Here is an 8,205-nt window from a genome sequence, read left to right as displayed (position 1 = left end):
ACTGCCAGAAGGCGTAGAGATGGTAATGCCAGGCGACAACATCAAGATGGTTGTGACTCTGATCCACCCAATCGCGATGGACGACGGTCTGCGTTTCGCAATCCGTGAAGGTGGCCGTACCGTTGGCGCGGGCGTGGTTGCTAAAGTTCTCGGCTAATTGCTGATAACATTTGACGCAATGCGCAATAAAAGGGCATCATTTGATGCCCTTTTTGCACGCTTTCACGCCAGAACCTGGCTCATCAGTGATTATTTTTGTCATAATCATTGCTGAGACAGGCTCTGCAGAGAGCGTATAATCCGAAAAGCGAATTAGCATTTCGATTTGGTTTGCCTCGCGATCGCGGGGTGAAAATGTTTGTAGAATACTTCTGACAGGTTGGTTTATGAGTGCGAATACCGAAGCTCAAGGGAGCGGGCGCGGCCTGGAAGCGATGAAATGGGTAGTAGTAGCCGTTCTGCTGATCGTAGCGATTGTCGGCAACTACCTTTATCGTGACATTATGCTGCCGCTACGCGCGCTTGCAGTGGTAATTCTGATTGCTGCAGCGGGTGGTGTCGCGCTGTTGACGACGAAAGGCAAAGCGACTGTCGCTTTTGCCCGCGAAGCGCGTACCGAAGTCCGCAAGGTAATTTGGCCGACTCGCCAGGAAACATTGCACACCACGCTGATCGTAGCGGCGGTTACCGCTGTAATGTCACTGATCCTGTGGGGACTGGATGGTATTCTGGTTCGCCTGGTATCCTTTATCACTGGCCTGAGGTTCTGAGATGTCTGAAGCCCCTAAAAAGCGCTGGTACGTCGTTCAGGCGTTTTCCGGTTTTGAAGGCCGCGTAGCAACGTCGCTGCGTGAGCATATCAAATTACACAACATGGAAGAGTTGTTTGGCGAAGTTATGGTTCCGACCGAAGAAGTGGTTGAGATCCGTGGCGGCCAGCGTCGCAAAAGCGAGCGCAAATTCTTCCCGGGTTACGTGCTGGTTCAGATGGTTATGAACGACGCGAGCTGGCACCTGGTGCGCAGCGTACCGCGCGTGATGGGCTTTATCGGCGGCACGTCTGACCGTCCGGCGCCAATCAGCGACAAAGAAGTTGATGCGATTATGAACCGCCTGCAGCAGGTGGGTGATAAGCCGCGTCCGAAAACGCTGTTTGAACCGGGTGAAATGGTTCGTGTTAATGACGGTCCGTTTGCTGACTTTAATGGCGTGGTTGAAGAAGTGGACTACGAGAAGTCCCGCCTGAAAGTTTCTGTTTCTATCTTCGGTCGTGCGACCCCGGTAGAACTGGACTTTGCCCAGGTAGAAAAAGCCTAAGCAGCGATCAAAAAAGCGACGATTTAATCGTTGCACAAGGCGCGGGATTGGAATACAATTTCGCGCCTTTTGTTTTTATGGGTCTCGGCCCGTAAAACGAATTTTATTCACGGGGAGCCTCCCTGAGGCGCTATTACCCAATCAGAGGATTTTAGAATGGCTAAGAAAGTACAAGCCTACGTCAAGCTGCAGGTTGCAGCTGGTATGGCGAACCCAAGTCCACCAGTTGGTCCAGCTCTGGGTCAGCAGGGTGTGAACATCATGGAATTCTGTAAAGCGTTCAACGCAAAAACTGAATCCCTGGAAAAAGGTCTGCCAATCCCAGTCGTAATCACTGTTTACGCTGACCGTTCTTTCACTTTCGTTACCAAAACCCCTCCAGCAGCAGTTCTGCTGAAGAAAGCGGCTGGTATCAAGTCTGGTTCCGGTAAACCGAACAAAGACAAAGTGGGTAAAATTTCCCGCGCTCAGCTGCAGGAAATCGCGCAGACCAAAGCTGCCGACATGACTGGTGCCGACATTGAAGCGATGACTCGCTCCATCGAAGGTACTGCACGTTCCATGGGCCTGGTAGTGGAGGACTAAGAAATGGCTAAACTGACCAAGCGCATGTCCGTGATCCGTGACAAAGTTGATGCGACCAAACAGTACGACATCAACGAAGCTATCGCTCTGCTGAAAGAACTGGCAACTGCTAAGTTCGTTGAAAGCGTTGACGTTGCCGTTAACCTGGGCATCGACGCTCGTAAATCCGATCAGAACGTTCGTGGCGCAACTGTACTGCCACACGGTACTGGCCGTTCCGTTCGCGTAGCTGTATTTGCTCAGGGTGCAAACGCTGAAGCTGCTAAAGCTGCCGGCGCTGAACTGGTAGGTATGGAAGATCTGGCTGATCAGATCAAGAAAGGCGAAATGAACTTTGACGTTGTTATCGCATCTCCAGATGCAATGCGCGTTGTTGGCCAGCTGGGCCAGGTTCTGGGTCCACGCGGCCTGATGCCAAACCCGAAAGTGGGTACTGTAACGCCTAACGTTGCTGAAGCGGTTAAGAACGCTAAAGCGGGTCAGGTTCGTTATCGTAACGACAAAAACGGCATCATCCACACCACCATCGGTAAAGTGGACTTTGACGCTGACAAACTGAAAGAAAACCTGGAAGCTCTGCTGGTTGCGCTGAAAAAAGCAAAACCAACTCAGGCGAAAGGCGTGTACATCAAGAAAGTTAGCATCTCCACCACCATGGGTGCAGGTGTTGCAGTTGACCAGGCTGGCCTGAGCGCTGCTGCAAACTAATGCCTTTACGTGGGCGGTGATTTTGTCTACAATCTTACCCCCACGTTTGCTAACGAAAGTTAGCGGCTAAAAGAATTGTTCGTTGGAGCCTGGCCTATCCAGGCCTCCGTCGAAGACCGCAGGTGTCTCGAAAGAGACTTAATCCCCTGCGTAGACGGTGACAGAACGCTAAGATTATTTTTAATACTCTGGCTTGTTTCTGCTCACCGTATTAAGACGCTCTTTCCGTTGGGAAGAGTGAAGTGAGTTCCGGAACATGAGTTCCGGCAAACATCCAGGAGCAAAGCTAATGGCTTTAAATCTTCAAGACAAACAAGCGATTGTTGCTGAAGTCAGCGAAGTAGCCAAAGGCGCGCTGTCTGCAGTAGTTGCGGATTCCCGTGGCGTTACTGTAGACAAAATGACTGAACTGCGTAAAGCAGGTCGTGAAGCTGGCGTATACATGCGTGTTGTTCGTAACACCCTGCTGCGCCGCGTAGTTGAAGGTACTCAGTTCGAGTGCCTGAAAGACACGTTTGTTGGTCCGACCCTGATTGCATACTCTATGGAACACCCGGGCGCTGCTGCTCGTCTGTTCAAAGAGTTCGCGAAAGCGAATGCAAAATTTGAGGTCAAAGCTGCAGCCTTTGAAGGTGAGTTGATCCCGGCATCGCAAATCGATCGCCTGGCAACCCTGCCGACCTACGAAGAAGCAATTGCACGCCTGATGGCAACCATGAAAGAAGCTGCGGCTGGCAAACTGGTTCGCACTCTGGCTGCTGTACGCGATGCGAAAGAAGCTGCTTAATCGCAGTTATCTTTATAAAGCATTTGCTTACGTATAAACTTATTCTGATTTTCAGGAACAATTTAAATGTCTATCACTAAAGATCAAATCATTGAAGCAGTAGCAGCTATGTCCGTAATGGACGTTGTAGAGCTGGTTTCTGCAATGGAAGAAAAATTCGGTGTTTCTGCTGCTGCTGCTGTAGCTGTAGCTGCTGGCCCGGCTGAAGCTGCTGAAGAAAAAACTGAATTCGACGTAATTCTGAAAGCTGCTGGCGCGAACAAAGTTGCTGTTATCAAAGCAGTACGTGGCGCAACTGGCCTGGGTCTGAAAGAAGCTAAAGACCTGGTAGAATCTGCTCCAGCTGCGCTGAAAGAAGGCGTGAGCAAAGACGACGCAGAAGCACTGAAAAAATCTCTGGAAGAAGCTGGCGCTGAAGTTGAAGTTAAATAAGCCAACTTTTCTGGTTGCAGCCTAAGCAATTAGGCTGATGGCTGGTGACTTTTTAGTCACCAGCCTTTTTGCGCTGTAAGGCATCAGTAGCATTTCACACTGTTTGACTGCTGATTGTCCTGACAATGCTTGTTTCTATCGACGACTTAATATACTGCGACAGGGTGCTCGCTCTGTGTAAATCGCAATGAAATGGTTTAAGCGTGATAGCAACAGGTATTGCGGAAAGTATTCAATTTTCCGGTCCACAAAATGGTGTTGCACAAACTGTCCCTTCGTCGGACAGATGGGTCGACTTGTCAGCGAGCTGAGGAACCCTATGGTTTACTCCTATACCGAGAAAAAACGTATTCGTAAGGATTTTGGTAAACGTCCACAAGTTCTGGACATTCCATATCTCCTTTCTATCCAGCTTGACTCGTTCCAGAAGTTTATCGAGCAAGATCCTGAAGGGCAGTACGGCCTGGAAGCAGCCTTCCGTTCCGTGTTCCCGATTCAGAGCTACAGCGGTAACTCCGAGCTGCAGTACGTCAGCTACCGCCTTGGCGAACCGGTGTTTGACGTTCAGGAATGTCAGATCCGTGGCGTGACCTATTCCGCACCGCTGCGCGTAAAACTGCGTCTGGTGATCTACGAGCGCGAAGCGCCGGAAGGCACCGTAAAAGACATTAAAGAACAAGAAGTCTACATGGGTGAGATTCCACTCATGACAGACAACGGTACTTTCGTCATCAACGGTACTGAGCGTGTTATCGTTTCCCAGCTGCATCGTAGCCCGGGCGTCTTCTTCGACAGCGATAAAGGTAAAACACACTCTTCCGGTAAAGTACTGTATAACGCACGCATCATTCCTTACCGTGGTTCATGGCTGGACTTCGAGTTCGATCCAAAAGACAACCTGTTTGTCCGTATCGACCGTCGTCGTAAACTGCCTGCAACCATCATTCTGCGTGCACTGAACTATACCACTGAGCAGATCCTGGACCTGTTCTTTGAGAAAGTGATCTTTGAAATCCGCGACAACAAGCTGCAGATGGAGCTGGTGCCGGAACGTCTGCGTGGTGAGACCGCGTCGTTCGACATCGAAGCCGACGGCAAAGTGTATGTGGAAAAAGGTCGCCGTATCACCGCGCGCCACATCCGCCAGCTGGAAAAAGATGATATCAAACACATCGAAGTTCCGGTTGAATACATTGCAGGAAAAGTAGCCGCGAAAGATTACGTTGATGAATCAACTGGCGAGCTGATCTGCCCGGCTAACATGGAGCTGAGCCTGGATCTGCTGGCTAAGCTGAGCCAGTCTGGCCACAAACGTATCGAAACGCTGTTCACCAACGATCTGGACCACGGTCCGTACATCTCTGAGACTGTACGCGTCGACCCAACCACCGATCGTCTGAGCGCGCTGGTCGAAATCTACCGCATGATGCGTCCTGGTGAGCCACCGACTCGCGAAGCGGCTGAAAGTCTGTTCGAGAACCTGTTCTTCTCCGAAGACCGCTACGATCTGTCCGCGGTTGGTCGCATGAAGTTCAACCGTTCTCTGCTGCGCGACGAAATCGAAGGTTCCGGTATCCTGAGCAAAGACGACATCATCGAAGTGATGAAGAAGCTCATCGATATCCGTAACGGTAAAGGCGAAGTGGACGATATCGACCACCTCGGCAACCGTCGTATCCGTTCCGTAGGCGAAATGGCGGAAAACCAGTTCCGCGTTGGCCTGGTTCGTGTAGAGCGTGCGGTGAAAGAGCGTCTGTCACTGGGCGATCTGGATACCCTGATGCCTCAGGATATGATCAACGCCAAGCCGATTTCTGCAGCAGTGAAAGAGTTCTTCGGTTCCAGCCAGCTGTCTCAGTTTATGGACCAGAACAACCCGCTGTCTGAGATTACGCACAAACGTCGTATCTCCGCACTCGGCCCGGGCGGTCTGACCCGTGAACGTGCAGGCTTTGAAGTTCGAGACGTACACCCGACTCACTATGGTCGCGTGTGTCCAATCGAAACGCCTGAAGGTCCAAACATCGGTCTAATCAACTCCCTGTCCGTGTACGCACAGACGAACGAATACGGTTTCCTCGAGACCCCGTATCGTAAAGTGACTGACGGCGTTGTTACCGACGAAATTCACTACCTGTCTGCTATCGAAGAAGGCAACTACGTTATCGCTCAGGCGAACTCCAACCTGGATGACGAAGGCCACTTTGTAGAAGATCTGGTTACCTGCCGTAGCAAAGGCGAATCCAGCTTGTTCAGCCGCGACCAGGTTGACTACATGGACGTATCCACCCAGCAGGTGGTATCCGTCGGTGCGTCCCTGATCCCGTTCCTGGAACACGATGACGCCAACCGTGCATTGATGGGTGCAAACATGCAACGTCAGGCCGTTCCAACTCTGCGCGCTGATAAGCCGCTGGTTGGTACCGGTATGGAACGTGCTGTTGCCGTTGACTCCGGTGTTACTGCAGTTGCTAAGCGTGGCGGTACCGTTCAGTACGTCGATGCATCCCGTATCGTTATCAAAGTTAATGAAGACGAGATGTATCCGGGCGAAGCGGGTATCGACATCTACAACCTGACCAAATACACCCGTTCTAACCAGAACACCTGTATCAACCAGATGCCTTGCGTATCTCTGGGTGAGCCAGTTGAGCGCGGCGACGTGCTGGCAGACGGTCCGTCCACCGACCTCGGTGAACTGGCGCTCGGTCAGAACATGCGCGTAGCGTTCATGCCGTGGAACGGTTACAACTTCGAAGACTCCATCCTCGTCTCCGAGCGTGTGGTTCAGGAAGATCGTTTCACCACCATCCACATTCAGGAACTGGCCTGTGTGTCCCGTGACACCAAGCTGGGGCCAGAAGAGATCACTGCCGACATCCCTAACGTGGGTGAAGCTGCGCTCTCCAAGCTGGATGAATCCGGTATTGTTTACATCGGTGCGGAAGTGACCGGCGGCGACATTCTGGTTGGTAAGGTTACGCCAAAAGGTGAAACCCAGCTGACGCCAGAAGAGAAACTGCTGCGTGCAATCTTCGGTGAGAAAGCGTCTGACGTTAAAGACTCTTCTCTGCGCGTACCAAACGGTGTTTCCGGTACGGTTATCGACGTTCAGGTCTTCACTCGTGACGGCGTTGAGAAAGATAAGCGTGCGCTGGAAATCGAAGAGATGCAGCTCAAACAGGCTAAGAAAGACCTGTCTGAAGAACTGCAGATCCTCGAAGCAGGTCTGTTCAGCCGTATCTATGCGGTGCTGGTTGCCGGTGGCGTTGAAGCTGAGAAGCTCGACAAACTGCCACGCGATCGCTGGCTGGAACTGGGCCTGACCGACGAAGAGAAACAAAATCAGCTGGAACAGCTGGCTGAGCAGTATGACGAACTGAAACACGAGTTCGAGAAAAAACTCGAAGCGAAACGCCGCAAAATCACTCAGGGCGACGATCTGGCACCAGGCGTGCTGAAGATTGTTAAGGTCTATCTGGCCGTAAAACGTCAGATCCAGCCTGGTGATAAGATGGCAGGTCGTCACGGTAACAAGGGTGTTATCTCTAAGATCAACCCGATCGAAGATATGCCGCACGATGCTAACGGTACGCCGGTAGATATCGTACTGAACCCGCTGGGCGTACCGTCTCGTATGAACATCGGTCAGATTCTGGAAACCCACCTGGGTATGGCTGCGAAAGGTATCGGCGACAAGATCAACGCCATGCTGAAACAGCAGCAGGAAGTCGCGAAACTGCGCGAATTCATCCAGCGTGCCTACGATCTGGGTACCGACGTGCGTCAGAAAGTCGACCTGAACACCTTCAGCGATGAAGAAGTGCTGCGTCTGGCAGAGAACCTGCGCAAAGGTATGCCAATTGCAACGCCGGTATTCGACGGTGCAAAAGAAGCTGAAATTAAAGAGCTGCTGCAACTGGGTGGTCTGCCAACGTCTGGTCAGATTACGCTGTTTGACGGCCGTACCGGTGAGCAGTTTGAGCGTCCAGTAACCGTTGGTTACATGTACATGCTGAAACTGAACCACCTGGTCGACGACAAGATGCACGCTCGTTCTACCGGTTCTTACAGCCTGGTTACTCAGCAGCCGCTGGGTGGTAAGGCACAGTTCGGTGGTCAGCGCTTCGGGGAGATGGAAGTGTGGGCGCTGGAAGCATACGGCGCGGCATACACCCTGCAGGAAATGCTCACCGTTAAGTCTGATGACGTGAACGGTCGTACCAAGATGTATAAAAACATCGTGGACGGCAACCATCAGATGGAGCCGGGCATGCCAGAATCCTTCAACGTACTGTTGAAAGAGATTCGTTCGCTGGGTATCAACATCGAACTGGAAGACGAGTAATTCTCGCTCAAACAGGTCACTGCTGTCG

General features: G+C 51.7%; 7 protein-coding genes and 1 pseudogene. All 8 read left to right on the top strand.

The window, feature by feature from the left end:
• Positions 1 to 157: pseudogene (gene tuf / locus USG84_RS23030) on the top strand (elongation factor Tu); the annotation flags it as partial.
• A gap of 229 nt (positions 158 to 386) precedes the next feature.
• On the top strand, positions 387 to 770 hold the full coding sequence (secE, locus tag USG84_RS23025; protein ID WP_013094999.1) for a preprotein translocase subunit SecE: 384 nt from the start codon (positions 387 to 389) through the stop codon (positions 768 to 770).
• A gap of 1 nt (position 771) precedes the next feature.
• On the top strand, positions 772 to 1,317 hold the full coding sequence (nusG, locus tag USG84_RS23020; protein WP_003862341.1) for a transcription termination/antitermination protein NusG: 546 nt from the start codon (positions 772 to 774) through the stop codon (positions 1,315 to 1,317).
• 156 nt (positions 1,318 to 1,473) lie between these two features.
• Positions 1,474 to 1,902, top strand: coding sequence for a 50S ribosomal protein L11 (gene rplK / locus USG84_RS23015; RefSeq protein ID WP_008503452.1), 429 nt, complete (start codon positions 1,474 to 1,476; stop codon positions 1,900 to 1,902).
• A gap of 3 nt (positions 1,903 to 1,905) precedes the next feature.
• Entirely contained in the window at positions 1,906 to 2,610 is a 705-nt protein-coding gene (gene rplA, locus USG84_RS23010) for a 50S ribosomal protein L1 (RefSeq protein WP_006810530.1), read from the top strand.
• 289 nt (positions 2,611 to 2,899) lie between these two features.
• Positions 2,900 to 3,397 (top strand): 50S ribosomal protein L10, encoded by a 498-nt coding sequence (rplJ, locus tag USG84_RS23005; protein WP_003862338.1) that lies wholly within the window; start codon positions 2,900 to 2,902, stop codon positions 3,395 to 3,397.
• A gap of 66 nt (positions 3,398 to 3,463) precedes the next feature.
• Complete coding sequence (rplL, locus tag USG84_RS23000; RefSeq protein WP_002445276.1) at positions 3,464 to 3,829, top strand: 50S ribosomal protein L7/L12; 366 nt, start codon at positions 3,464 to 3,466, stop codon at positions 3,827 to 3,829.
• 319 nt (positions 3,830 to 4,148) lie between these two features.
• A complete protein-coding gene (gene rpoB / locus USG84_RS22995) occupies positions 4,149 to 8,177 on the top strand; it encodes a DNA-directed RNA polymerase subunit beta (RefSeq protein WP_061096566.1) in 4,029 nt (1,342 codons plus the stop codon).
• Positions 8,178 to 8,205 lie beyond the last annotated feature (28 nt).

The organism is Enterobacter sp. 168J2 (genome assembly GCF_034107265.1).
In the GTDB taxonomy this organism is placed as follows: Bacteria; Pseudomonadota; Gammaproteobacteria; order Enterobacterales; family Enterobacteriaceae; genus Enterobacter; species Enterobacter nematophilus.
This window is presented reverse-complemented; position numbering and strand designations above follow the sequence as displayed.